Here is a 23,866-nt window from a genome sequence, read left to right as displayed (position 1 = left end):
TGGTTCTACGACCTCATAGGGGTGTGAACAAGCAAACCCGTGCGTGGGACGCAGGTCATGAGCCAGATCAATGTCGAGCTGAACGGCGAAAGCCGTCAAATCCCTTCAGGCTTAAGCCTGAAAGGCTTGCTGGAGCATCTTGAGCTCGATCCGCGCAAGGTCGCTGTGGAACGCAATCTCGAAATCGCGCCGCGCGACGGCTACCACGCGATTCGCATCGAGACCGGCGACCGACTCGAAATCGTGCATTTTGTCGGAGGAGGGTGAGCTATGACGGCCCAGACCCAGATACAGGACGACGCCCCGCTGGTCGTGGCGGGACGGAGCTTCAACTCGCGCCTGATCATCGGCACCGGCAAGTACAAGACCTATGAGCAGAACGCGCAGGCGCTGGTCGCTTCAGGCGCAGACATGATCACGGTGGCGGTGCGCCGGGTGAATTTGTCCGACCCCAGCCAGCCGCGGCTCGTCGATTTCATTGATCCCAAAGAGTACACCTTCCTGCCCAACACGGCCGGTTGCTTCACCGGCGAGGACGCCGTGCGGACGCTGCGCCTGGCGCGCGAGGCGGGCGGTTGGGATCTGGTGAAGCTTGAAGTGCTCTCAGACCCCAAGCACCTCTATCCCGACATGGCCGAAACCCTTCGGGCGACCGAAATGCTGGTCAAGGAAGGCTTCGAGGTCATGGTGTATTGCTCTGACGACCCGGTTTACGCCAAGCGCCTGGAAGAGGCGGGCGCCTGTGCGATCATGCCCTTGGGCGCGCCGATCGGCTCGGGCTTGGGCATCCAGAACCCGGTGAATATCCGCCTGATCATCGAAGAGGCCAAGGTGCCGGTGATCGTGGATGCGGGCGTCGGCACGGCGTCTGACGCCGCGGTGGGCATGGAGCTGGGGTGTGACGGCATTTTGATGAACACCGCCATCGCCGAAGCGAAAGACCCGATCCGTATGGCCAGCGCCATGAAGCACGCGGTCATCGCGGGCCGTGACGCCTATCTGGCGGGGCGGATGCCGAAAAAGCGCTATGCCGATCCGTCGAGCCCGCTGGCGGGACTGATCTGATCCTCTTGTGCGCGTTCCCATAATGTTCCAAGGTGTCCGGGTATAGGGAGGATGCCATGGAACAACGTATTTCTATGATTACGCTCGGGGTTTCAAATCTCGCACGCGCTCGCGCCTTTTATGAGGGGATGGGCTGGTCCGCACTGCCGTCCGAGAGCGATCAGATCGTCTTCTTTGATCTGAACGGCGTGATCGTGGGCTTGTTCGGCGGCGAGGCGCTGGACGCGGATATGGGGCGTCAGAACCCGCCGAACGGGCGAGTCGCACTGGCCTATAATGTGCGTAGCCGGGATGAGGTGCAGCCGATCCTTGATCAGGCCGCGCAGCTGGGCGGGGCTGTGCTCAAACCGGGAGAGGACGTCTTCTGGGGCGGGCATTCAGGCTATTTCGCCGACCCGGATGGTCATGCCTGGGAAGTGGCGCACAATCCGTTCTGGCAGATCCTTGAGGACGGACGGATCAAGCCTGAGCCGCCCGCCTGCTGATCAGCGCGACCGCCGCAGCGCTTCGGCGCCCACCGGCAGATCGTCCTGCACCTCGGCGCAGACCGGGCGTGATACGCGTTCGCCGCGCGCGAGCAGGGCCTGTTCATGCTCACGCATGGCCGTGCCGCCCATGCAGGGAAGGACATGGCTGATTTGCACCATTCCACGATCCGCCATGCCGCGCATGACCGCGGCGGCGAGGGCGTCGCTGACCAGGGCGTTCACTTGCCAGGCGCGCTCCGCCCCCGACCAGCTTCCATAGGACCGGCCTGACGGGCCGACCATCAGGTCAGTGTCGGTTTCGCGCAAACGGATTGGCACCAGCGGCATCCATTCTGGTCCGGCATAAGGCGGATACGTGGTGTCCCATCGGGCGCCGACGCTGAACCAGGGGCTGTCATAGAAAAAGGGAAAGAGGTTGAACACGCGCCAGAACTCGCCTGTGGCCCAACCCGCTTCGTCCACGCCCGGCCAATAGGCCTCGCGGCGGGCGGACACCGGTTCGTTCAGGATGACCCGGCCGGTCAGGCGGTCTTCGATCCAGACGCGTCCCAGCAAGGCCGCATCCATGTGCGAACCGAAATCAGGGCCATGGACCTGATCAAAATCCAGCGAGATGACATAGCGCGCCTGATTACGGTCAGGCGCGGCGAGACCGGCCTGTTCCAGCGCGGCTTCAAACCGCGGGCGCAGGATCGAGCGGTTGGGTTCGGGCAGAAACCAGGAAAACCGGGACGTTCCCGTGACCGGACCAAGCGCCATCTGATGATAGAAGGGGCTGGCGGCGTCGACGCGGAGGGTTTGCGTGTCCAGAGGCTGCGGCGTCTGGCGCGCGGAAACGGCGTCGCGGCTGGCGCAAGCGGTCAGGGTCAGCGCCGCACAGGCGGCCATCAGGATCGTCAGGTATTTCATCATCCCCTCCAGGTTCACGGGGATGATTAACCACAAGCGGAAAACAAGCTGTAAACGGCGCCGGAACTTGTCCCGGCGCCGCCAGTCATCACGCTTAACGCGACAGCGCGTCGTTCACCAGACGGTTGAGGCTGTCGATATCGGCGCCGGGAACGACCGTTTCGCCGACAATGAAGAAGGGCGTGCCGGTGATGCCGATGGCCTGGGCCAGCTCGCGCACATCACTCAGCTGACGGGTGATCTCGTCTGAAGCCATTTCAGCGCGCATGGCCGCCACATCCACTCCGGCGGTGACGGCGAAGGCGTCGATCCGCTCATCCGGCAGCGGGCCGCTGGCGTTCATCAGGGCGTTGTGAAACGCCTCATAGGATTGAGGTGCGATCCGCCAGACCGCGAGCGAGGCGCGCGAAGCGTTCGTGGATTGCTCGCCCCGGATCGGAAATTCCTTGAAGACAAAACGCACCTGGTCGCCATGCTCTTCCAAGACGGACTGAATCCATTCGTTCGAGACGGTGCAATACGGGCAGCGATAGTCAAAGAACTCGATCACGGTCACGACCGGGTTGTCGGCGCCCACAACCGGGTCCCGGGCGTCAGCGTACAGCCGGTCTTCGCTGGAGGTGACAGCGCCCAGCATGGCGTCCTGCTCACGCTGGCGCGCGCGGCGCTGCAACTCGATCAGCGCTTCCTCGATGATCTCGGGATTGGTCAGGATGTAATCGCGCACAATCTGCTCGATTTCAGCGCGATTGGCGGGTTCTTGCGCCGGGGCGCAAGCGGTCATGCCGAAAGCGGCGGCGAGGGCGAGCAGCAAGATGCGCATGAAAGCTCCAGTCATCAGTCAGAAATCATTTGTCACCGCGTTTAACGCGGTTCTGCGTTCCGGCACAATCACAAGCCCGTTTAGGGCTGTAACAGAGCGCCGCGATCCAGATGCTGGAAGTTAGGCTGACGTTCGCGCTCGCGGCGGTTCCAGTCGCGCATTTCCCGGCTGTCGGGTCGGGTGACCGCCAGGATTTCGGTCGCGCGGATCCAGGCTTCAGTGCCGCGTTCAAGTTCTTCATGAGCTCGCGTCGCGAAGATATGAGCCTGCATTTCGTCGCCGACCGCATAGGCGCGTTCCGCTGTGGACAGCTCCGCCAACGCCGTCTCCCCCAATTGCTGATGAGCCAGGGAGCGCTGGAACCAGGCGTAGGGGTTTTGCGGTTCGCTCACCAGGGCGATGCGCAACTGGCTCAGCGCCTCTCGGGCGTTCTCTTCGGTGTTGGTGGCGATCAGCGCAGACGCGTAACCGATGCGGAGCAGCGGCGCATCGGGCAGCAATTCAATGGAGCGGCGATAAGGCTCGATTGAGCGTTCGATCAGGCCGCTCTCATACAGCATCTGGCCTTTGAGCTCGTAAAAATAGGGATTGTCGGGCTCAAGCTCGAGCAATTCATTGACCGCGCTCTCGGCGTTATCGGTCAGGCCTTGCTTGTAATACGCCACCGCCCGGGCATAGCGCGCCGGGATGGAGGTGTCGCTCTCGGGATAGCGAGAAAACGTCTGGGCGGGCGGCGCCATGAACCCGATGATCTTGGCCTGCAGGCGTTGCAGCTCGGCGATCTCTTCCGCACTGTCGGGCACATCGGCGAACTGGGATGCTTCCACATTACGGCGTAGCGCCGCCACCCGGTCTGAAGACAGCGGGTGAGAGCGGAAATATTCCCAACGGCGCTGAAACGAGATTCGTTCCTGATAGGCGAGACGTTCGAACGTCGCCACCAGACCGCGGCCTGATTGCCCGGTCTCGGTCAGAAAGCGGACGGCGGCCTGGTCGGCGGAGGCTTCCTGAGCGCGGGTATAAGTCAGCAGGTTCAGCTGACCAAATTGCGGGGCGGACGCCATGATCGCTGCGCCGGCGTCCGGTGCGCCGGCGAGGGCGGCGATCAGTCCCACGCCCAAGGAGGCGGCCATGGTGGCCAGACCGGCCCGAGTGGCTTCGCCGCGCCGGATGATGTGGGCGCCTTCGATATGGCCGATCTCGTGGGCGATAACGCCTTTGATTTCATTTGGATTCTCGGCGCGGACAATGGTGCCTGTGTTCAGGAAGATATTCTGCCCGCCGGTGACGAAGGCGTTAAAATCCATATCGCCGACCAGATAGAAATCCACTGCGCTCACATCCAGCCCCGCTGCTTCCAGCAACGGATCGGTGTATTCGCGCATGGCGCGCTCAGTCTCGGTGTCCCGGATCAGGCCCTGTCCGTGAGCGCCCGACAGACTGGCGAGCGCCAGACCTGCTGCGGCGGCGATGCGGGCAGCGCCGGTCCGTAAGGGTTTGAGCATACGCAATGCAAGCGTCCTTCGTGTCAGCCAGCCCTGGAAGACAACAGTCTATCCTTCTGTCCGTCTGCACGCCAGAGAACGTGAGAACGGCGCCGGAAGTGTGACCACCGGCGCCGTTCGCGTGTTTAGCTCAGGCCGAGGAATTTCGACGAGCGCTGCCACCAGCCGCGTTTCGCGGGGCGGTTCTCGTCTGAGCCTTCGTCCTCGCTCGCCTGATCAGCCTCTTGCGGGGCCGCGCCAGTCGGCTCGCTCTGCTCGGGCTTGGCCTCGTTCTCGCTGGCGGCCTGAGGCTCCGGCGCAGAAGAACTGGACTGCTCCATGGCTTCGCGCGCCATCGTATCGGTGGTGTCCGCCTGTGCAGCCGGTTCCGCTTTCTTGCGGCGCGTGCGTCGCTTGGGTTTGTCGGCGTCCGTCTGAGCGGCCCCTTCGCTGGGCGCCTCGCCTTCGGCGGACGCTTCAGCAGCGGGGGCGGCCGCCTTGCGGCGCGTGCGACGCTTGGGCTTGTCCTCCGCCGCATCACCTTCAGCAGCTTTAGGGGCGTCTGCCTCAGACGCTTTGGCCTCCGAAGTGTCCGCGACGTCGTCGGCAGGCTTTTTCCGCGTGCGGCGGCTGCGTTTGGGCTTGGCCGGCGCCGTTTCGTCGCCTGCGTCGCTGTCCGCCTCCGCGGGCGTGTTCTCGGCTTGGGCTTCAGAAGCAGGTGCGTCCGGAGCGCTCGTCTCGACCTGGCCGGCTTCATCCTGAGCGGTCTCGCTCTGGCCGGCCGGCTTGCGACGGCGGCGGCTGGGGCGTTTGCGCCGGGGCGGTGTGCCTTCATCGTCGGTCTGAGCGCCAAAGGGTTCAGATTCAGACGGTTCGATCACTTGCAGGCCCGCGACCTCATCGGACGTGTCGGCGTCCTTGGACGCAGACTCGGTTCCGGTGTCGCCGTCGCTCTCCTCGGTCGAGTCCAGAGCCGCCTGGGCGTCCTCGGGCGATCCGGTCTCGTCATTGCGCTTGCGGCGATTGCGGCCGCCGCGGCGTCCGCGACGGCGGCGTTTTTTCGAGCCGTCTTCATTGGTCTCGTCAGACGCGGTGCGAGCCGGGCGCTCGTCGCGTTCCTCACGCTCTTCAGTCGCCTCTGCTTCGTCCGCATCCTCGAAGTCGTCGTCTTGATCGATATCTGCAACAACGGCGGCCGCGCTGGTCAGCGGGGTGTCGGCGCGGGCGGCTATCGCTTCGGCGCGCGCCGCTTCGCTGCGGCTCTCAAGACGCTCCAAGGTGCAGTCCGGGCGGATCAGACTGTCATCGGCGTCCACCGTGACGCTCATGTCATAGCGCGCTTCAATCGCGGTGAGATGATCGCGTTTCTCGTTGAGGATATACAGCGCCACTTCCGGCGCGCAGACCAGGCGCGCCTTGGACGTGCGGCCGCGCACGCCTTCCTCTTCCAGTGAGCGCAGAGCCACCAGAGCGCTGGATTCGATCGAGCGCATATGGCCTGAGCCCTGACAATGCGGGCAGACATTGCTCGAACCTTCCACCAGCGAGGTGCGCCGGCGCTGACGGCTCATCTCCATCAGGCCGAATTGCGAGATGCGGCCCACTTGCAGGCGGGCGCGGTCACGCTTGAGCGAGTCCTTCATCTTCTTCTCGACCGCGCGAACGTTTTTGTTCTCGTCCATGTCGATGAAGTCGATCACGAGCAGGCCGGCGAGGTCGCGCAGACGCATCTGGCGGGCGGCTTCCTCGGCCGCCTCCATATTGGTCTTGAGCGCGGTCTGCTCGATATTGCGTTCCTTGGTCGCCTTGCCCGAGTTGACGTCGATGGAAACCAGCGCCTCGGTCGGGTTGATCACGATGTAGCCGCCTGATTTCAGCTGCGCGACAGGCGAATGGATCGCCTCGAGCTGGCTTTCCACCTGATGGCGCAGGAAGAGCGGCGTGGCGTCGCGATAATGCTGCACCTTCTTGGCGTGGCTCGGCATCAGCATGCGCATGAAGGCCTTGGCCTCCTTGTATGCGTCCTCGCCTTCCACCAGCACCTCGTCGATCTCCTTGTCATAGAGATCTCGGATCACCCGTTTGACGAGATTGCCTTCTTCATAAATCAGCTTGGGGGCGCTTGATTCCAGCGTCGTGGTGCGGATCGTCTCCCACAGCCGGATCAGGTAATCGTAATCGCGCTTGATCTCGACCTTGGTGCGCGCAGCCCCTGCGGTGCGGATGATCAGGCCCATGCCCTGGGGCACGGCCAGTTCGGACACCGCCGATTTCAGGCGCTTGCGATCGGGGGCGTTGGTGATCTTGCGCGAAATGCCGCCGCCGCGTGCGGTGTTGGGCATCAGCACGCAATACCGGCCGGCCAACGACAGATAGGTCGTCAGCGCCGCGCCCTTATTGCCGCGCTCTTCCTTGGCCACCTGCACCAGCAGCACCTGACGGCGCTTGATCACTTCCTGGATCTTGTAGCGGCGCATGAAGGAGCGGCGACGGCGCGCCGCTTCGTCGATCAGATCGTCTTCATCGGGCGTCGGCGCGTCTTCATTGTCGTCGTCAGGACCGGCGTCGTCATTCAGATCGCCGGACGCTTCAGCTTCCGCTTCGCGCAGCGCTTCGCGATCCGCATGAGGGATCTGGTAGTAATCGGGATGGATCTCGTTGAAGGCGAGAAAGCCGTGCTTGTTGCCGCCATATTCGACGAATGCGGCCTGTAGCGATGGCTCTACACGCGTGACCTTGGCGAGATAGATATTTCCGCGAATCGGCTTTCTGGAAGCCGACTCGAAATCGAATTCCTCAACTCGATTGTTGTCGACAATCACGACCCGGGTCTCTTCCGGGTGTGCGGCGTCGATCAGCATTTTGCGTGACATTAAAATACGCTCCATACCGCATGGCGAAAGCCGCGCTCAACAAGGAGGCGGCGTCAGACGTGCGGCGATTGTGGATGGAACGCGCTCGGCGGCGATCTGTTCTTACTAAAGATGATCTCGCGGCGGGAGCGCGCATCATGGGTCTGTCCTTAACCGGGCAGGGGCGCGTTCTGATTCGAAGCGTCGCCCGAGCGCCAGTCATTCTGGCTTGTGGCGCCGGCGGCGGGCGTGAGCCCTCCCGCGTCGTCCAGAAATCTGTGTGCTTTGAAGATTTGCGCCCTGAGGCGGATCTTCAAGGGTGTTCATGTGGGCGGCGCGCGAACGCGCCCGATCCCGATTACGAACATAATCACATTGCACGATAATGTCGCCAATGAAAAGCGAGCTTCGCCGTGTTAGACTCTCGGTAAGGACTCGCTAACCGAATCTCAAGGCGTGGCGTTTTACAGTGATTTTCATCGGAGCATTTGCGCGACGTAAAATGACGCAAAGCCCGTTTGGGACTTCGGCATGGTGGTGGTCGGAATGCGATTTTTAGCGGGTCTTGTAGCTTGCGCCCTGACGCTGTCCGCCGGATCGGCGATGGCGTCTGATATTACAAATGTGCGCTTCGGCGCCTACGAAACCCATACCCGCATCGTCATTGAAAGCGAAACTCCGCTTGATTCGCGCGCCTTTACGCTGGCCGAGCCGGTTTCGCGTCTCGTGGTCTCCTTTGATCAGGCGGGCTGGGATGTTCCGGCCCTGCCCAATCGACAAGGCGAAGGCGAGGGGCTTGTCGGCCGCTTTCAGTTTGACGGACAGGCGGGCGCGCCGCGTCTGGTGTTTGCGCTGAATTCGCCTTCCACCATTGATCATCATTTCTCTCTCGCCCCCGATGGCGGCGGCTACCGCACGGTCGTGGATCTGGCGCCCGTGGGCGCGACGGCGTTCCAGCAAACCTCGGGCTTTCCGTCGGAAAGCAGAAATATGGCTCAGTTCCTTGTGGAAAACGCGGTCGTGTCCGCAGCGCCGCCGGCGTGTGAGGCTGTGCGTGTGGTGATCGACCCCGGACATGGCGGACGTGACCCCGGCGCACTGGCGCGATTTGGCGGCGGGGATGAAGCAGACGTCAATCTGGCGGCCGGCCTGGTGCTGCGCGACATCCTGAACGCCACCGGGCGTTATGAGGTCATCATGACCCGGGACCGCGATGTGTTCGTGGACCTCTATGATCGCGTCGAGATCGCGCGTCAGGCCGAGGCGGACTTGTTTATCTCCCTGCATGCAGATTCGGCGGGCAATTCCGCAGGACCTGAAGGCGCAACCGTCTATTCCATGAATCACCGGGCCGTGGACCGTGCGCGCAGCCGCGCCATCAGCCAGGGCGACTGGGTGGATGCGAACCGGCCTGAAGAGGTCTCCCGCATCCTCGTCGAGATGTCTCTGACCAACAAGGAAAGCCAGTCTGAACGCTTCGCGGACGCCCTGCGCACCGAAGTCGGTCGGGTGCAACCCTTGTTCCGCGATACGGCCATGCGCGCCAATTTCGCGGTTTTGATCGACGCTGAAGTGCCGGCGGTCCTGTTTGAAATGGGCTTTTTGACCAATCGCAATGACGCCCGGCGTTTGAACAGCGCCACGGACCGGCGGCGGCTGATGCAATCTGCGGCGTCCGCGATTGATGAGCACTTCTCTCATTGCCAGGGCGGCGGCTCGGATCGCTATATCGCCCAGAACACGGCGAGCGCCTCCAGCACCCGTTAATCTGAACCTGTGCGGAATCCGTCATTGGGTTGACGCCTGAGACACGCCATAATAGCGCCATGTGCGGGCGTCAAAAGGCGGGGGCGGGCAAGCCTTGCGCGCCGTCGATGAGGGCAAGATGAAGCTGTTGAGTTGGAAAAACGCGTTGCGCGCCTTGATCTGGGGCGCGGGCGCGGCGGTGGTTCTGGGCGTGGTGGCGTCAATCGCCATCGCTGTCTATGTGGTCCGCGTCACCGAAGACCTGCCTGATTATCAGCAGCTTGCCGAATATGAGCCCCCGATCATGAGTCGGGTGCACGCCGGTGACGGACGCCTGATCCAGGAATACGCCATCGAGCACCGGGTCTTCGTGCCGATCGAGAATATTCCGCCGCTGGTCATCGACGCCTATTTGTCCGCCGAGGACAAGAATTTCTACAATCATGGCGGTGTGGATTATCTGGGCATGATCCGGGGCGGCATCCGCTCGGTGATTTCGCGTTTGCGTAATCCCAACGCCGCGCTGCAGTCAGGCTCCACCATCACTCAGCAGGTGGCCAAGAACTTCCTGTTCAGCTCGGACCAGCGCATCGACCGCAAGATTCGCGAGATCGTCATTTCGCGCCGGATGGAGCGCGCCTTCACCAAGGACCAGATCCTCGAGCTTTATCTCAACGAGATCTATCTGGGTAATCGCGCCTACGGCATCGCCGCTGCGGCGTTGAATTATTTCGATAAATCCCTGGACGAGCTGGAATTGCACGAAGCGGCCTATCTGGCCGCCCTGCCCAAAGGGCCGAGCAATTATCATCCGACCCGCAATACTGAAGCTGCGATCGGCCGCCGCAACTGGGTGCTCTCGCGCATGATCGCCAATGGCGTCATCAGTCGCGAAGAGGGCGAGGCGGCGATGGAGATGCCGCTGGAGACCGCCGAGCGTCTGGATGGCGACGAATATCTGGCGGCGGAGTATTTCGTCGAGCAGGTGCGCCGCGAAGTCTTCAACCGGTATGGCCAGGACCAGCTCTATGAAGGCGGGCTGTCGATCCGCACCACGCTGGACACCCGCATGCAGCTGGCCGCCCGTGCGGCCTTGCGCGATGGACTTGAGACCTATGATCGCCGCCACGGCTATCGCGGTCCGGTCGCGCGGATGGAGAGCTTTGACGCCTGGCCGGACCAGTTGGCGGAGATTGATCCGCCTGCCGACCTTGATGAGGGCTGGCGTCTGGCCGTGGTTCTGGAGATGACGGACACTGATGCGATGATCGGTTTCGCCGACCGCACCCGCGGACGCATTCCGCTGTACGCTCTGGCCTGGGCGCGTGAGCCGCGCCGGGACGAGAACGGCTTCCCGCGGACGGGCGGCGCCATTGGTCGGCCATCTGACGTGTTCGAGCTGGGCGATGTGGTCATCGTGGAAGATCTGGTCGCCGAGGATGCGCCCGATGAAACCGTTGAGGACGACCATTACGGCTTGCGCCAATTGCCAGACGTCAATGGCGGCATTGTTGCGATTGACCCGTTCACAGGCCGGGTTCTGGCGATGGTGGGCGGCTATTCCTTCCAGCACAGCCAGTTTAACCGCGCCGTGCAGGCGCGTCGCCAGCCGGGATCCTCGTTCAAGCCGTTTGTCTACGCTGCGGCGCTTGAAAACGATTACACGCCGGTCTCGATCATTCTGGACGCGCCTTTCGTGGCGTCGGGCGACGCTGAAATGCGCTTTTACCGCCCGCAGAACTATTCGGAGGTGTTTTACGGACCCTCCACGCTGCGGCGGGGGCTGGAATTGTCTCGTAACGTCATGACGGTGCGCCTGGCGCAGGATATGGGCATGGCTCCGATCGTGGATATCGGCGAGCGGACCGGCATTTATGACGATCTTCAACCGACCCTCGCCATGTCGCTGGGGGCGGGTGAGACCACGCTGATGCGGCTGATCGGCGCCTATGGCGCCTTGGTCAATGGCGGCCGTCTGATCGAGCCGGCTCTGATCGACCGGGTTCAGGCCCGCTCGGGCGAGACGATCTATATTCACGACCAGCGCGAGTGCGTCGGATGTGACGTGCCTGGCGGCTACGAGCCTAGCCTCCATGAACCGCAGCTGCCGGAACTCGGCGAGCAGGTGATCGATCCGGTCACCTCCTACCAGATCGTGCATATGCTTGAAGGCGCTGTTCAGCGCGGCACAGCCACGGCGCTGCGCTCGCTGGGCCGTCCGCTGGGCGGCAAGACTGGCACCACCAATGACTTCCACGACGCCTGGTTCGTTGGTTTCAGCCCTGATCTGGTGGTGGGCGTGTATGTGGGCTTTGATAACCCCAGACCGCTGGGGTCGGGCGAGGCGGGCGGCCGGGTTGCGGCGCCGGTGGCGCGCGACTTCCTGGGCACGGCGCTTGAAACCTATTCCGTCAGCCCGTTCCGGGTGCCCGACGGGGTGAGCCTGGCGCCGATTGATCGCGAAACCGGCGAACCGTCCGTCATCGGGCGCCCCGGCGTGATCCTGGAAGCGTTCAAACCGGGCACCGAGCCTCAGCGCGGCCAGACCAATGCAGAGGAAACGCTGAGCTTTGGCGCCAATGCGCTGGGCGTGGATTTCTCCTCAGGCTCCCAAAATGATGCAGACGACGATGATGACGCCGAGGACACGCTGGGCGGGCTTTACTAACGCTCAGCCTCGTCGATTTTAAAGCCTGCAACAGGCGCAGTCCCTTGTCCGGGGGCTGCGCCTCGTTTATCGACCCGGTCCAACCTCTTTCTCAGACTATCAGGAGATCCGCCATGCGCGCCGAGATCGCTGAACTCAAAGACGCCATCGAACAGTCCACCGCCTTGCTACGGAGGCGTCTTTGACTGGCCTACGGCTGAGAAACGACTTGATGAACTGAACGCCAAGGCCGAAGACCCCACATTGTGGGATCGGCCCAGCGACGCCCAGGCGCTCATGCGCGAGCGCAACCGGCTTGACCAGTCCATGACCGAAGTGCGTGAGATCGACACCGATCTTGCTGACACGCTGGAGCTGGCCGAGATGGCCGAGCTGGACGGCGATGAAGAGCTGTATGAGGAAGCGGCGACCGCGCTTCGGGGTCTCAAGGCGCGCGCCGGCAAGGCTGAACTGCAAGCCTTGTTGTCTGGCGAGGCTGACAGCAATGACAGCTATCTGGAAATCCATCCCGGCGCTGGCGGCACCGAAGCCCAGGACTGGGCGTCCATGCTGGCGCGCATGTATACGCGCTGGGCGGAGAAATCCGGCTACAAGGTTGAAGTGATCGAGGCGCAGGCCGGTGAAGAGGCGGGTCTGAAATCCATCACCCTCCTGATCAAAGGCGATAACGCCTATGGCTGGCTGAAAACCGAAGCGGGCGTGCACCGTCTGGTGCGGATCTCGCCCTATGACAGCTCTGGTCGCCGCCATACCAGCTTCGCCTCGGTCTGGACCTATCCTCTGGTGGACGACACCATCGACATCGAGATTGAGGACAAGGATGTGCGCGTGGACACCTATCGCGCGTCCGGCGCCGGTGGTCAGCACATCAACAAGACCGATTCCGCGGTGCGCCTGACCCACGAGCCCACCGGCATCGTTGTGGCGTGCCAGACCGATCGCTCCCAGCACAAGAACCGCTCGAACGCCTGGACGATGCTGCGCGCCCGGCTTTACGAGCTGGAGCTGCAAAAGCGTGAGGAAGCGGCCCAGGCCGACGCCGAATCCAAGACCGATATCGGCTGGGGGCACCAGATCCGTTCTTACGTGTTGCAGCCCTATCAGATGGTCAAGGACCTGCGCACCCAGGTCGAAACCTCAGACACCCAAGGGGTGCTGGACGGTGATCTGGACGATTTCATGGGCGCCGCACTGGCCCAGCGCGTGGGCAAATCCGAAGACGATTAAGGCTCTCGACAGACGCGGAATAAAAAAAGGGCCGGCGAAACGCCGGCCCTTTTTCTGTGCCTGTGCCTGAAACCCTAGGATTTCGAGGTGAACGGGTCGTTGGCGACCGCCTTGTCCGCGCTGGCCGCGGCGGCCGGCGGCGGGGTGGAGGAGGCGGTGCTGGAAGAGGTGGAGGCGCTTCCGTTCTGAGACGCCGACTTGCTGGATGTCGCCGATGAGGATTTGGCGTCCGACAGCGGGTCAGACGAGCGCTTGCACAGGCCGTCAAAGAACGCGCCGCTCTCAATGGCGAGGGTGGCGTGGATCACATCGCCTTCCACACGGGCGGTGGCGGAGAGCTGCACCTGACGGGCGCGAACCGAGCCGACCACGCGGCCACGGATGACCACGTTTTCGGCGACCACTTCGCCCTTGATGGAGGCTTCTTCGCCGATCGTGAGGTCCGTCGCGCGGACATCGCCTTCCACAGCGCCGTCAAGCTGAACTTCGCCGTCTGACACGATGGAGCCGGTGATTTTCAGATCAGCGCTCAGAATGGATGGGGCTTTTGTTTTCATGGCGGACCTCTTGGTCGGAGCGGGGACGGCGGCGGCGTGACTGTCGCTGGGGGGCGTATCTTTTTTAGTGAACATAGCGTCCGGCTCTTATGTAATCTTCGGGGTCAATGTGTTCGCCGCGGAACCAGATTTCATAATGGAGATGCGTGCCGGTTGAACGTCCGGTCGATCCCATCCCCCCCAGTCTTTGGCCCAGCTCCACCTCATCGCCGCGGCGTACGTCGATAGCGTGAAGATGGCCATATCGCGTGCGGAACCCGTATCCGTGATCCACTTCGACGGTGCGACCATACCCGGCCCGCCAGCCCGCGTAAACGACCTCTCCCGGCGCAGGCGCCACAATAGGTGCGTTTCTAAAGGCGGCGAAATCCTTGCCGGCGTGCATGGCCAGGCGTCGGGTGAACGGGTCGATGCGGGCGCCATACCGCGATGTCTCGCGGAAAGGTCCCTCGATCGGCAGTCCCAGAGGCGTGGCGTTGAGCAGGTTTTCCACCTGTTCGCTTTCCACAATCCGGTTGGCGATGCGGGCGACGCGCGCATTGAAGGGGTCATCGAGATTAAGCGCATCGCTGAACAGCGGCGCCTGGTCCAGGCTGATCAGAGGACCGCCGGTGCCGCCGTCTTCATCCTCCAGCGGGCCTTCCTGCATGGCTTCATCGACCCGCATGCCGGTCAGACGCAAGACTGCGCGCAAATTCTCAAGGCGGCGTTCGGCGGCGTTCTCGGCCTCGGCCAGGGCGGCTTCCTGATCGGCCAGAAGCGCGGCGACGCGCTCTTCAGCCAGGCCGTCAAAGGCTTCTTCCCCGACCGGATCCAGCAGCGCCTGGCGCGGATCAGGATCGGCGGGCGAGGCGGCCATCAGGATTCGGCCTTCATCCAGGCTGGGGCTCTCGCGCTCTTCCCCGACCGACAGATCGTCGGCGAAATCCAGAAGGCGGCGGAGCGTGTCATGACGCATCTGGAATTCGCCGGCCGTGCGGTCAAAGGCGTCGGTGCGCGATTCCATATAGGCGATGGCGGCGGCCTCTGCGGCGCGCGCTTCATCAACCTCGTTTTGATATTCGGCTTCGATCTGGGCGAATTGCTGTTTGACGCGCTGATCGGCGCGACCGTCGAGCAGCATGCCGACAGTCGTCAAAGACAGCCAGACCGCCAGCAGACACACGCCCCCGATTGCCGAGAGTTGCATCTCGGTCGTGATAGCGAAGTATCTCACCTGACCCTCGGTCCGGTGATAGATCTGCCGATCAGGGAAGCGTTGCTTGATCTGCTCCCACGGCCCGGCCAGTAGTCGTTTCACCATCCGACTGCGTTCGCCTCGCTATCCTCGCCCCTCGATGCGCTATCTCGCATGATAACGCATCGTTTATCAACTGATCCGTTGCAAGCCTTGTTCCGGTCCCTATGGGACACGAATGAAAATGTCCCGTGCGTCGGCGTTATATGCAAGTCCTGGTTTCAGGAAAGCTGTTCAGCCAAAGGCTCGTAGAAACATCCCGGCAAGCCCGCCGCCGCGCGGGCGTCATCATTGAAGGGACGTTTCAATGCGCCGCTGAAATAGGTTGAAACCAGTCGGTGGAAGCAGTGTTCGGGCGTCTCGGTCTCATCGCGGCACACATGATCAAACCAGCGCGCGCCTGCGGCGACATGGCCCACCTCCTCTTCATAGATCACGCTCAGTATGGCGACGCTTTCCGCATCGCCCACGCTAGACAGCTTCTCGATCATGGGCGGCGTGACGTCTAGCCCGCGCGCTTCGAGCACCAGGGGTGCGACGGCAAGCCGCGCCGCCAGATCATGCGCTGTGTTTTGCGCCGCCTCCCAGAGCCCGTCATGGGCGGCCAGATCGCCATAATCGCCGCCCATCTGCTGAAGACGGTCACGCACCATTGTGAAATGACGCGCTTCGTCGTCGCCGACGCTGATCCAGTCTGACACAAAGGCGGCGCGCTGATCGTCCGCGATTCTGGGGTCGCCTGCGAAACGGGCGACCATGTCAAAATGCAGATCAATGGCGTTGAACTCGATATGCGCGACGGCATGCATCAGGGCGAAGCGCCCCTCAAGACTGCCCAAGCGCCGCCGCGGCGTTTGTCCGGGCGGTTTCAGCTCTGGTCTCGGCGGTCGGCCTGGCGCATCGGGCGCGCGGGAAGGGGCGCCGGTTTCAGGCAAGGCGAGGTCGCCTGACCGCCAGGCGGCGGCGGTCTCTCTCGCCCGTCGGGTTTTGGCGTCAGGGGCGACGGTGGCGACCACCCGTGCCGCCGCTTCCATCACGCAGGGTTTGGGAGCCGGGGCCGTCACGCAGATTTCACCGCGTCCAGCACCGCTTCCACATGGCCTTTAACCTTCACCTTGCGCCAGACCTGCCGGATCACGCCGTCGGAACCAATCAGATAGGTGCAACGTTCAATGCCCATGTATTTTCGCCCATACATGTTCTTCTCCACCCAGGCGCCATAGGCCTCGGTCACGGCGCCGTCTTCGTCCGAGGCCAGCATGACTTTCAGCTCATGCTTGTCGCGAAACTTGTCATGCTTGGCTACGGTGTCCTTGGACACGCCGATGACCACCGTGTTTTCGGCCTTGAACGCATCGATATGTTCGGAGAAGCCGATGGCCTCTGTCGTGCAACCGGGCGTGTCATCCTTGGGATAAAAGTACAGGACGACGGATTTGCCCTTCAGTTCACGTAATGACACCTGTCGGCCGCCATCTGCAGGAAGCGTGAAGTCTGGGGCCTTGTCGCCGGGCTTAAGCTCGCTCATGAGTGTCGTCCTTGATGATGATTTCCGATGCTTCGGCCCGGAAGATTGTCAATTCGCCCCGCCACGTCCAGTCGCGACCCGACTTTGAGTTCACATGCGCCGTATCGCTCGTCTGTCCCTTCTCTATGTGCTTGAAGCGATCGCCGCGCTGCTGGCGCTGGCCGTGGTGGCGTTCGGCGCGGCGTTGTGGCGCCTCGCGGAGGGACCGGTCAACGCCGAGATGATCCGCCCCGTCGTCACGGAAGTCCTGCTGGACGCGGTCAAGGGCGACGCGGCTGTCATCGGCGATCTTGAAATCAGCTTTGATCCGGCGCTCGCCGCCCTTGTGGTGACCGCGCGCGATGTCCGCATTACGCGTGACACGGGCGATGTCGTCATCTCCTCAGAGCTGATCGAAGCAGGACTGGCGCTCGATCTGTTGATGACCGGCCGGATCGCGCCTGTGAGCCTTGAGGCGCGCGGCGGAACGCTCTGGCTGTACCGAGACGAGCTGGGCCGTCTGACCGGCGGGCTGGGCGCGCTGGAGGACCGGTTCGGCGCCACTCAGGAAAGCGACAGCGTCACGCCTGATTTCGATATGGATCAGGCCAGCCGGGTTTTTGCGCGCTTGTTGATGGTGGATGTTTCTGACGTCACCTTGCAGGTGCGTGAGGAATATCATGACTGGACCGGGCTCTTCACGGGCATGGGCGGCGCGATGAACCTGTCGGACGGGGTGGTGTCGCTGCGGGCGGAAGGCGGGCTGGTCACCTCTGCGGGCATGGCGCCGATCACGCTTGATGTGCAGACGGGCCGGTCGCTGGACAGCGTCTTTGTCGAGGCGCGCCTGTCCAATCTGGTGCCAGCGGCGGCTGCGCCCCTGCAAGGCCCGTTTGCGGGGGTGTCGGCGCTGGATGCGCCGTTTGACATGCATCTTGTGTTTGACGCCTCGCGAGAAGAAGGCCTGCGTCAGGCCAGTCTGCAAATGGCCGCGCAGTCCGGCGTTGTGCGCACCGCCAGCGGACAGACCGCCATACGCGACGCCCGCATTGACGCTGCGCTGGATGTGGAGGCGGGACGCCTCGATCTGCAGACCCTGGAGGTGGATTCAGACCTGTTGTCCTTGTCGCTGAGCGGCGCGCTGTATGACTTTTCAGACTATGACGACGCGATCCCGGCGCGGGCGCGCTATGAGCTGACGTCCGGTGCGGGGCGCCTTGATCTCAACGGCGCCTTTCCCGAGCCTCTCCAATGGCGATCCGCCGCGCTGGCGGGGGTCATGGATATTGAAGAAAGCCTGATCAGCTTTGAAACGCTGGATGCGGTGCTGCCCGCCGCCCGCGCGTCGATGACGGGCTCGCTGGCGTTGGAGCCGACCATTTCGGGCTTGCTGCCCACCGTCAAACTCAGCGGTCCCGTTGAGGGCGCGCTCACCAAGACGGACGTTCTCAATCATTGGCCTGTCAATTTCGCGCTCGGCGCCCGGGACTGGGTGCGTGACAGCATTCTGGACGGTCGGGTGACCAGCGCGACGCTCGACCTGAATCTCACCGCCCAGGCGCTGGCCGCCAAGACGCTCTCGGATGAAGATCTGACCCTCAGCTTCCAGTTCTCCGATGCGGATGTGCGCTATATGAGCACGATGACGCCGCTGCTGGGGCTGTCAGGACAAGCGGTGCTGCGGGGCAATTCTCTCAGCCTTGAAGGCGCGGGCGGCGCCATCGGTGAGCTGGACGCGACGCGGATCTATGTGGACATCCCTCGTTTGAACCCCAAGGGCGCCGTGGCGCGCTTTGGCGGCACGGGCAGGGGCGATGTCTCTGACTTCCTGGCGCTTGTCAGTGAGCCTCCGCTCAATCTGTCCACCGAGTACGGGTTTGATCCTGCAGCCTTTGGGGGGCAGGGCGAGCTGGCGTTTGAAATCCGCCGCCCCATGTTGCGCATGGTTCCCGCCGAGGATCTGGGTTTTGATATTTCTGGACAGTTTGAAGATGTTTCAGGCCCGGCCGGTCCGCCTGGCGTCTCACTGTCTGACGGCGCAGTGACCCTGACGGTCAACCCTGACGGGCTGCGCGTGGAAGGGGATGCGCGGATCGCGTCAGCGGAGGCCCAGATCGTCTGGACGGAGACGTTCGGGCTCGAGCCGGAGGTCAACTCCACCCAGGTGCGCGTGACCTCAGTGATGACCGCGCGAGAGCTGGATCAGCTCGGTTTGCCGTTGCGGCGATTCATGGACGGAGCGGTTGGCGTTGATGCGACGATTGAAGGTCGCGGCCTCGCTTTCTCGCAAATGGGGCTGGAGCTTGACCTTCAGAACACCGCCATCGCCCTGCCTGCGGGGCTGTGGGACAAGCCAGCCGGCGAGCCGGCCGCTGCGTCCTTGCAGGCGGGGGTGGCGGAGGACGGCGCGGTGCAGCTGAGCCGACTGCGCCTGACGGGCGAGGACGTAGCGCTGGAAACCAGCGCGGACCTGGCGCCGGACGGGCGCTTGCTCGCGGCGCAGGCGTCTCGCGTCTTCGTTCGCGACAGGCTTGACCTCAGCGCAGACATTTCCCGTCCCGACGGTCCGGAAGGCGTGCTTCAGATCGCGGTCCAGGGCCCGTTCATGGACGCTGAAGACCTGTTCGGGATCGCGGCGCCGTCGGGCGGCGGCATGACCCTGGGCGCGGCGGTGAATTTTGAAGGTGTTCTGGACCGGGTTCTGGTGCGCGACCAGCGTTTCACGGACGTGGGGCTGGTGCTGAATGTGCGGCCTGAAGGGGTTGAGCGTTTTGTGCTGGAGGCTGACGCATCGCAAGGCCCTGTCATTGTCCGGTTCGAACCTGAAGCCGACACCGGCGTGCGCCGGCTGAGCGCATTGGGGCCGGACGCAGGCCTGTTGCTGTCCGCCTTCGCCGGGTTTGACAATATTTACGGCGGATCCCTGAGGCTGAGCGGGGAGGCGCCGCCTCTGGGCCAGCCTGGCGGGGTCAGCGGCGAGATTGAAGTGGGCGCGTTTACGCTGAACCGCATGCCTTTGCTGGCGCGGATCCTGGCGGCGGGCTCGCTGGAAGGGCTCGGTGGTTTGCTGAGCGGTCAGGGCATCGGCTTTGAGCGCCTGCAAAGTGAGTTTGTCTGGCAGGACGGCATCATCGAGATGCGAGAGGCGCGCGTCGCCGGAGCGTCGCTAGGGGCGACATGGAACGGGCTTGTGGACTTCAGCGATGAACGCATGTCGGTCAACGGCACGCTATTGCCCTCTTACGGCGTCAATTCGGTTCTGGGCTCGGTTCCGGTTCTGGGCGAGCTTCTGACGTCGCGCCGGGGGGAAGGCGTGATCGGGGTGACCTTCTCCGTCAGCGGGCCGTTCAGTGAAACGCGCGTCAGCGCCAATCCGCTCTCCGCGCTCGCGCCGGGCGTATTCCGGCGCATTTTCGAAGGCACGTCTGCGGAGCGCGAACTTGAGGCGCTGGAGGCGGAACGCCGCGAGGAACAGGCCGAGGCCCGTGAGGAGCGCGAGACCGCGGCTGAGGACGCAGCAACGCCGCCGGCGCCCCCAGACGACACCCCGACGGACACGCCTCAACAGGATACGCCATGATCTGCATCGGTTTGATGAGCGGCACCTCGCTGGACGGCGTGGACGCCGCCTTGCTTGAAACGGACGGCGAGACCATCACCCGCTTTGGTCCGGGGGCGGAAACCGCCTTTGGCGCCCAAGAGCGCGCGGTGTTGAAAGCGGCGGTCGATGCTGCGCTCGACTGGCGCTTTGAAGGGGCGGAGCCTGACATTTTCAAACAGGCCGAAGACGTGCTCACCCAGACCCATGCCCGCGCTGTGGAGGCTGTGGCCGAGCGCGCCGGGCTGACATTGGCCGAGCTTGATCTGGTGGGATTTCATGGCCAGACGGTCATCCATATCCCGCCACAGCCGGGGCGACCGGGACGGACCTGTCAGCTGGGTGACGGCGCCGCGCTGGCGCAGCGTCTGGGCGTGCCGGTGGCGTATGATTTTCGCTCCGCCGACATGGACGCGGGCGGGCAGGGCGCGCCGCTGGCGCCGATCTATCACGCAGTGCTGGCGCGATGGTCGGGCCTTGAGCGGCCTGTGGGCGTTCTGAATATCGGCGGCGTCGCCAATCTGACCTTGATCCGGTCTGACGGATCGCTCGACGCGTTCGACACCGGGCCCGGCAACGGGCTGATCGACGCCTGGGTTGAAGAGCGCACGGGCCAGGCCATGGATCGGGACGGCGCCCTGGCCGCTGAAGGACGCGTGCATGAGGCGGGGCTCGAGGAATTGCTGGCGCACCCGCATTTTGCGCTGGAAGGCCCCAAATCGCTCGACCGTTGGGATTTCTCCCTTGATGCCGCCCGCAATCTGACGGTGGAGGACGGCGCGGCGACGCTGAGCCAGTTCACCGCTGAAGCCATTGGCCAGGGGCTGGCGGCCTGTCTTGAGCGCCCTGAGCGCCTGATCGTCTGCGGCGGCGGACGCAAGAATGCGGATCTGTTGCGCCGCATCAGTGAGGTCACAGGGATATCGGTCTGCAATGCGGAAGCCGTCGGTTGGCGCGGCGATCTGATCGAGGCGGAAGCCTTTGCGGTGCTGGCGGCGCGAACGCTGCGCGGCTTGCCGCTCAGCTTTCCGGGCACCACGGGGATTGCGCAGCCGCTCACAGGCGGCCGGATCGCGCGCCCTTGAGCATTTGACCTCTGGGCGGAAACAAAAAAGCCCCGGCCTGTCAGGCCGGGGCTTTTGTCATGTGCGGGCGCGCCGTGTGACAGCTTAGCGCTTGCCGGTGTTCGCCATCTCGGCGCGCTCGATATCCACTTCAGGAAGGCGCTTGTCGAGATAGGCCTTCACCGAAGCTTCCAGCGGTTCCAGGTGATCGGTGAACAAATGGCCCGCGCCCTTGATGATGTCATGGGTCATGATGATCCCCTTCTGGGTGCGCACCTTGCTCATGGCGCGCTCCATCTCGTCATGGGGCACGATGGCGTCTGATTCCCCATGCGCGATCAGGCCCGACGCCGGGCAGGGCGCCAGGAAGCTGAAATCATACATGTTGGTGGGCGGAGACACCGAGATGAAGCCGGCGATCTCCGGGCGGCGCATCAGAAGCTGCATGGCGATCCAGGCGCCGAAGGAATGTCCGGCCACCCAGCAATAGGACGCGTTGGGATTGTGCGCCTGCGCCCAGTCGAGCGCGGTGGCGGCGTCTGACAACTCGCCCAGGCCCTGGTCATACGTGCCCTGGCTGCGGCCGACGCCGCGGAAGTTGAACCGCAGCACGGAAAAGCCGCGCTCCTTGAACTCGTCATACATCATGGTGCTGACCGGCGTGTCCATATGACCGCCGCCGCGCGGGTGAGCGTGCAGGATCAGCGCTACGGGAGCGCCAGGAGTCTTGGACGGGCTGTATTTGCCTTCAAGGCGGCCGGCCGGGCCGGGAATGATAACGTCGGGCATGGAAAGCTTACGGGTCCTGCTTCAATTTCCCTAGCTCTGCACTCAGGAATTGATTTCCAGGTGGTGCAAGGGGTATGCGAAAACCAAGTCCTAATACTTGACTCTCGCGCTGGGGATACTAGCTCCCTGATACGCGAGCGCTGTTAGACAATCGGATCGGCCTCTTAACACGGTCGGGCCGCACAATGCGAGCGTATCGCGCTTATTTGTACGGGTTAGCCAAGGATAATGTCATGAAGCTGAGCACCAAGGGGCGTTATGCAGTCATGGCCATGGTCGATCTCGCCCAGGCCAGCCTAGAGCGTCCTGTGCCGCTGGGTGACATCGCCTCGCGCCAGGAAATCTCGCTCTCCTATCTTGAGCAATTGTTCGCAAAACTGCGCCGCGCCGGCGTTGTCAAATCTGTGCGCGGCCCGGGCGGCGGCTACAAGCTGGGGCGGGGGCTCAATGAAACCCGCATTTCCGACATCATGCTGGCTGTTGAAGAGCCCGTGGATGTGACCCGTTGCCAGGGCAAGGCGGCAGGCTGTCTGGAAAGCGGACGGCGCTGCGTCACCCACGACCTGTGGGACGAGCTGAGCCGGCATATCCATCTCTTCCTGAGCGATGTGACTTTGGAAGACGTGCTGGAACGCCGGGTGATGGGCCTGTCCATGGGGCGCCGCACGGCGAACGCGACCCTGGAGGCGGCTGCGGAGTGACGGTCTATCTCGATCATAACGCCACGGCGCCGATCCGGCCTGAAGCGCGCGCCAGCGTGATCGAGGCTCTGGATGCCGTCGGCAATCCGTCTTCGGTTCACGGGGCGGGGCGAGCGGCGCGTGCGCGCGTCGAGACGGCGCGCAGCGTGATCGCCAAGGCAATTTGCGCGCGTGCCGAAGACCTGGTCTTCACCTCCGGCGGCACCGAAGCGAACAATCTCGGCCTCAAGGCCGGCATCGCTGCTGGCGCGACGCGTGTGATCGTGTCCGCGATCGAGCATGAAGCGGTCGGCGCTGCTGCACGCGCGCTGGGCGTGCCCTGTGAAGTCTGGCCGGTGACCGCTGCCGGAACGGCGGATATGCAATGGCTTCAGGATCGTCTGCAACGCGCTGAACAAGAAGGCGAAACGCCAATCCTGTTCGCGTTGATGGCGGCGAATAACGAAACTGGCGTGATCCAGCCTTATAAGCAGGCGGGGCGGATGATCCGCGAGGCGGGCCATCTCTATCACATCGATGCGGTCCAGATGCTGGGCAAGGCGGCGTTTGATTTTGCGGGCTCCATGGCGCAGTTCGCCGCGCTGTCCTCGCACAAGGTCGGCGGCCCTCAAGGCGTCGGCGCTCTGGCGGTCGCGTGCGAAGCGGGCGTCGCGGCGCAAATGATCGGCGGCGGCCAGGAAAAAGGCCGACGGGCGGGCACTGAAAACGTGGCCGGGATCGCTGGCTTCGGCGCAGCTGTGGCTGCGGCGGGCTCTGACGAAGAGCTAAGCCGGATCAAGGGGTTGCGCGATGCTTTGCAAGCGCAGCTTCAGGCGGGCGCGCCCGAACTGACAATTTGGGGTGAGCGCGAGAACCGGCTCGACAACACGCTGTGTCTGTCCGCGCCGGGCTGGCCCAGCGAGATCCAGGTGATCGCGCTTGATCTGAACGGTTTCGCTGTCAGCGCCGGATCGGCCTGCTCATCAGGCAAGGTGCGCAAATCCAAGGTGCTGGAAGCCATGGGGGCGTCATCTGCGGACGCGGAGAGCGCGCTGCGCATTTCGCTGGGCTGGACGACCACTGAAGACGATATCGAGGCGTTCGCGAACGCCTGGCTGAATGAATACACCCGCCTGCGCCCTCGCGCGGCGGTCTGAGAGTAAAAAGGAAGC

19 protein-coding genes are annotated in these 23,866 nt (G+C 63.5%); 10 read left to right on the top strand and 9 right to left on the bottom strand.

Annotated elements, in window-relative coordinates:
• Positions 1 to 57: 57 nt before the first annotated feature.
• From thiS to ACTIGF_RS12785, 3 genes are read left to right on the top strand one after another with little or no spacing between them, the layout of a single operon-like run.
• A complete protein-coding gene (gene thiS, locus ACTIGF_RS12795) occupies positions 58 to 267 on the top strand; it encodes a sulfur carrier protein ThiS (RefSeq protein WP_430430070.1) in 210 nt (69 codons plus the stop codon).
• Between the two features lie 3 nt (positions 268 to 270).
• Positions 271 to 1,065, top strand: a complete 795-nt coding sequence (locus tag ACTIGF_RS12790; RefSeq protein ID WP_439637245.1) for a thiazole synthase — start codon at positions 271 to 273, stop codon at positions 1,063 to 1,065.
• Positions 1,066 to 1,121: 56 nt separating this feature from the next.
• Positions 1,122 to 1,550, top strand: a complete 429-nt coding sequence (locus tag ACTIGF_RS12785) for a VOC family protein (protein WP_439637244.1) — start codon at positions 1,122 to 1,124, stop codon at positions 1,548 to 1,550.
• Here the strand turns inward: ACTIGF_RS12785 and ACTIGF_RS12780 are convergent, their stop codons facing one another.
• The 4 genes from ACTIGF_RS12780 to ACTIGF_RS12765 form a co-directional block, all read right to left on the bottom strand.
• Entirely contained in the window at positions 1,551 to 2,462 is a 912-nt protein-coding gene (locus tag ACTIGF_RS12780; protein ID WP_439637243.1) for a hypothetical protein, read from the bottom strand.
• A 94-nt stretch (positions 2,463 to 2,556) separates the two neighbouring features.
• Positions 2,557 to 3,285 (bottom strand): DsbA family protein, encoded by a 729-nt coding sequence (locus ACTIGF_RS12775; RefSeq protein WP_439637242.1) that lies wholly within the window; start codon positions 3,283 to 3,285, stop codon positions 2,557 to 2,559.
• Positions 3,286 to 3,365: 80 nt separating this feature from the next.
• Positions 3,366 to 4,790, bottom strand: a complete 1,425-nt coding sequence (locus ACTIGF_RS12770; protein WP_439637302.1) for a M48 family metalloprotease — start codon at positions 4,788 to 4,790, stop codon at positions 3,366 to 3,368.
• A gap of 125 nt (positions 4,791 to 4,915) precedes the next feature.
• The gene (locus tag ACTIGF_RS12765) at positions 4,916 to 7,642 is read right to left on the bottom strand and encodes an Rne/Rng family ribonuclease (RefSeq protein ID WP_439637241.1); all 2,727 of its coding nucleotides are present in this window, start codon (positions 7,640 to 7,642) and stop codon (positions 4,916 to 4,918) included.
• A gap of 525 nt (positions 7,643 to 8,167) precedes the next feature.
• Between ACTIGF_RS12765 and ACTIGF_RS12760 the strand changes: the two genes are divergently transcribed.
• From ACTIGF_RS12760 to prfB, 3 genes are all read left to right on the top strand, one after another.
• On the top strand, positions 8,168 to 9,388 hold the full coding sequence (locus tag ACTIGF_RS12760) for an N-acetylmuramoyl-L-alanine amidase (protein ID WP_439637240.1): 1,221 nt from the start codon (positions 8,168 to 8,170) through the stop codon (positions 9,386 to 9,388).
• 118 nt (positions 9,389 to 9,506) lie between these two features.
• Positions 9,507 to 12,035, top strand: coding sequence for a penicillin-binding protein 1A (locus tag ACTIGF_RS12755; protein WP_439637239.1), 2,529 nt, complete (start codon positions 9,507 to 9,509; stop codon positions 12,033 to 12,035).
• Positions 12,036 to 12,148: 113 nt separating this feature from the next.
• Positions 12,149 to 13,262, top strand: a protein-coding gene (gene prfB / locus ACTIGF_RS12750; protein ID WP_439637238.1) for a peptide chain release factor 2 whose coding sequence is annotated in 2 segments (ribosomal slippage) — positions 12,149 to 12,217 and positions 12,219 to 13,262 — 1,113 coding nt in all. Because the reading frame shifts where the segments join, the coding sequence is not laid out codon by codon here.
• 74 nt (positions 13,263 to 13,336) lie between these two features.
• Here prfB and ACTIGF_RS12745 read toward each other — a convergent pair.
• From ACTIGF_RS12745 to bcp, 4 genes are all read right to left on the bottom strand, one after another.
• Positions 13,337 to 13,819, bottom strand: coding sequence for a bactofilin family protein (locus ACTIGF_RS12745; protein WP_439637237.1), 483 nt, complete (start codon positions 13,817 to 13,819; stop codon positions 13,337 to 13,339).
• A 64-nt stretch (positions 13,820 to 13,883) separates the two neighbouring features.
• A complete protein-coding gene (locus ACTIGF_RS12740; protein ID WP_439637236.1) occupies positions 13,884 to 15,122 on the bottom strand; it encodes a M23 family metallopeptidase in 1,239 nt (412 codons plus the stop codon).
• Between the two features lie 155 nt (positions 15,123 to 15,277).
• A complete protein-coding gene (locus ACTIGF_RS12735; RefSeq protein WP_439637235.1) occupies positions 15,278 to 16,120 on the bottom strand; it encodes a ferritin-like domain-containing protein in 843 nt (280 codons plus the stop codon).
• On the bottom strand, positions 16,117 to 16,584 hold the full coding sequence (bcp, locus tag ACTIGF_RS12730) for a thioredoxin-dependent thiol peroxidase (protein ID WP_439637234.1): 468 nt from the start codon (positions 16,582 to 16,584) through the stop codon (positions 16,117 to 16,119). The genes ACTIGF_RS12735 and bcp overlap by 4 nt, the downstream gene beginning before the upstream one ends.
• A 94-nt stretch (positions 16,585 to 16,678) precedes the next feature.
• On the opposite strand from bcp, the gene ACTIGF_RS12725 reads away from it, so the two are divergent.
• Complete coding sequence (locus ACTIGF_RS12725) at positions 16,679 to 20,143, top strand: YhdP family protein (RefSeq protein WP_439637233.1); 3,465 nt, start codon at positions 16,679 to 16,681, stop codon at positions 20,141 to 20,143.
• Positions 20,140 to 21,246, top strand: coding sequence for an anhydro-N-acetylmuramic acid kinase (locus ACTIGF_RS12720; RefSeq protein WP_439637232.1), 1,107 nt, complete (start codon positions 20,140 to 20,142; stop codon positions 21,244 to 21,246). Before ACTIGF_RS12725 ends, ACTIGF_RS12720 begins: the two co-directional genes overlap by 4 nt.
• A gap of 84 nt (positions 21,247 to 21,330) precedes the next feature.
• On the opposite strand, the gene ACTIGF_RS12715 is transcribed toward ACTIGF_RS12720, so the two are convergent.
• Positions 21,331 to 22,014, bottom strand: coding sequence for an alpha/beta hydrolase (locus tag ACTIGF_RS12715; protein ID WP_439637231.1), 684 nt, complete (start codon positions 22,012 to 22,014; stop codon positions 21,331 to 21,333).
• 233 nt (positions 22,015 to 22,247) lie between these two features.
• Here ACTIGF_RS12715 and ACTIGF_RS12710 point away from each other — a divergent pair, with 233 nt between their 5' ends.
• Together ACTIGF_RS12710 and ACTIGF_RS12705 are read left to right on the top strand one after the other, a co-directional pair.
• Positions 22,248 to 22,715: an Rrf2 family transcriptional regulator gene (locus tag ACTIGF_RS12710; RefSeq protein WP_439637230.1), complete on the top strand. Its 468-nt coding sequence runs from the start codon at positions 22,248 to 22,250 to the stop codon at positions 22,713 to 22,715.
• A complete protein-coding gene (locus tag ACTIGF_RS12705) occupies positions 22,712 to 23,851 on the top strand; it encodes a cysteine desulfurase family protein (RefSeq protein ID WP_439637229.1) in 1,140 nt (379 codons plus the stop codon). Before ACTIGF_RS12710 ends, ACTIGF_RS12705 begins: the two co-directional genes overlap by 4 nt.
• The last annotated feature ends 15 nt before the right edge of the window (positions 23,852 to 23,866 follow it).

It is taken from the genome of Oceanicaulis sp. (genome assembly GCF_051859625.1).
GTDB lineage: Bacteria > Pseudomonadota > Alphaproteobacteria > Caulobacterales > Maricaulaceae > Oceanicaulis.
The sequence above is the reverse complement of the archived record's forward strand: the minus strand, read 5'-3'. Positions and strand labels throughout refer to the sequence as shown.

Coding starts and splice junctions, on each gene's coding strand:
- thiS (WP_430430070.1), top strand. CDS start 58: ATGAGCCAGATCAATGTCGAGCTGAACGGCGAAAGCCGTCAAATCCCT.
- ACTIGF_RS12790 (WP_439637245.1), top strand. CDS start 271: ATGACGGCCCAGACCCAGATACAGGACGACGCCCCGCTGGTCGTGGCG.
- ACTIGF_RS12785 (WP_439637244.1), top strand. CDS start 1,122: ATGGAACAACGTATTTCTATGATTACGCTCGGGGTTTCAAATCTCGCA.
- ACTIGF_RS12780 (WP_439637243.1), bottom strand. CDS start 2,462: ATGAAATACCTGACGATCCTGATGGCCGCCTGTGCGGCGCTGACCCTG.
- ACTIGF_RS12775 (WP_439637242.1), bottom strand. CDS start 3,285: ATGCGCATCTTGCTGCTCGCCCTCGCCGCCGCTTTCGGCATGACCGCT.
- ACTIGF_RS12770 (WP_439637302.1), bottom strand. CDS start 4,790: ATGCTCAAACCCTTACGGACCGGCGCTGCCCGCATCGCCGCCGCAGCA.
- ACTIGF_RS12765 (WP_439637241.1), bottom strand. CDS start 7,642: ATGTCACGCAAAATGCTGATCGACGCCGCACACCCGGAAGAGACCCGG.
- ACTIGF_RS12760 (WP_439637240.1), top strand. CDS start 8,168: ATGCGATTTTTAGCGGGTCTTGTAGCTTGCGCCCTGACGCTGTCCGCC.
- ACTIGF_RS12755 (WP_439637239.1), top strand. CDS start 9,507: ATGAAGCTGTTGAGTTGGAAAAACGCGTTGCGCGCCTTGATCTGGGGC.
- ACTIGF_RS12745 (WP_439637237.1), bottom strand. CDS start 13,819: ATGAAAACAAAAGCCCCATCCATTCTGAGCGCTGATCTGAAAATCACC.
- ACTIGF_RS12740 (WP_439637236.1), bottom strand. CDS start 15,122: ATGGTGAAACGACTACTGGCCGGGCCGTGGGAGCAGATCAAGCAACGC.
- bcp (WP_439637234.1), bottom strand. CDS start 16,584: ATGAGCGAGCTTAAGCCCGGCGACAAGGCCCCAGACTTCACGCTTCCT.
- ACTIGF_RS12725 (WP_439637233.1), top strand. CDS start 16,679: ATGCGCCGTATCGCTCGTCTGTCCCTTCTCTATGTGCTTGAAGCGATC.
- ACTIGF_RS12720 (WP_439637232.1), top strand. CDS start 20,140: ATGATCTGCATCGGTTTGATGAGCGGCACCTCGCTGGACGGCGTGGAC.
- ACTIGF_RS12715 (WP_439637231.1), bottom strand. CDS start 22,014: ATGCCCGACGTTATCATTCCCGGCCCGGCCGGCCGCCTTGAAGGCAAA.
- ACTIGF_RS12710 (WP_439637230.1), top strand. CDS start 22,248: ATGAAGCTGAGCACCAAGGGGCGTTATGCAGTCATGGCCATGGTCGAT.